Origin of the sequence: Lichenibacterium minor, from assembly GCF_004137685.1 — a bacterium.
In the GTDB taxonomy this organism is placed as follows: Bacteria; Pseudomonadota; Alphaproteobacteria; order Rhizobiales; family Beijerinckiaceae; genus Lichenihabitans; species Lichenihabitans minor.
Map to the genome: position 1 here is coordinate 1 of NZ_QYBB01000177.1, position 717 is coordinate 717.

Annotated in this window: 1 protein-coding gene and 1 pseudogene; one reads left to right on the forward strand and one right to left on the reverse strand. The window is 70.6% G+C overall.

Annotated features, from left to right (window positions below; all coding sequences use genetic code 11):
- Window positions 1-53 precede the first annotated feature (53 nt).
- Entirely contained in the window at window positions 54-464 is a 411-nt protein-coding gene (locus tag D3273_RS27935; protein ID WP_129230308.1) for a hypothetical protein, read from the forward strand.
- A gap of 13 nt (window positions 465-477) precedes the next feature.
- Here the strand turns inward: D3273_RS27935 and D3273_RS28665 are convergent.
- Window positions 478-717: pseudogene (locus D3273_RS28665) on the reverse strand (hypothetical protein); the annotation flags it as partial.

Genomic DNA, 717 nt, shown 5'->3' on the forward strand with positions numbered 1-717 from the left:
GTCGAGCACGAGTGGCGCACGCGCCTGCCCTACACGGGCCCGTGCCGCTACGGGTGGGTGTTCTCGCGCTATGTCGGCGATCGCGCGAACTGATCATCACCGCATCCAGCGGTATCGCTCTCCGCGGCGCCACCCTCCTCCTCCTCTCTATCCTTTCCACAGCGCCCGCCGCGCCCGCCGCGGCCGCCGACGATGCGCCGCCGGCGTGCCGCCTCACGCCGGCCGGTTGCGCCTCGGTGCTGCGCGAGGTCGCGGTCGATGCCGAGCTGTTCGCGCAGAACCAGGATATCGTCGGATTCGGGGTGTCGCCGCAGGTTCGAGCCAGTGCGCTGATCCAGCGCGACGAGGACAGGATGGCAGTGCGCTTTCACCAATTGCCCGCGTCGGTCGCGGCCGAGATCGCTCGGATTCAGGCCTGCCACGCGCTGGGCGACGCGGCCAGTGCCGACCCACCGTGCCGATGAGCGTCCTTCGGCCTCAGATCGCCCCCGCGCACGAGAACGCGATCTTGGGCCCGCCCTTCCGGATCAGGGTCCCGATCCGGGTGTGCCGGTCGACCGTGAAGGACCAGTCGTCCCTGTAGCCCCCATCGGGCGTGTTGAACCCGCCTGTGAACGCGACCGTCGTGTGCGACTTGAAGTACCCGACCACGCCGCCGTCGTGGCGCGCGTAGTCCTGCCACCGGTCCACGACGCCGACGATCGCCGCGGGCCCGGT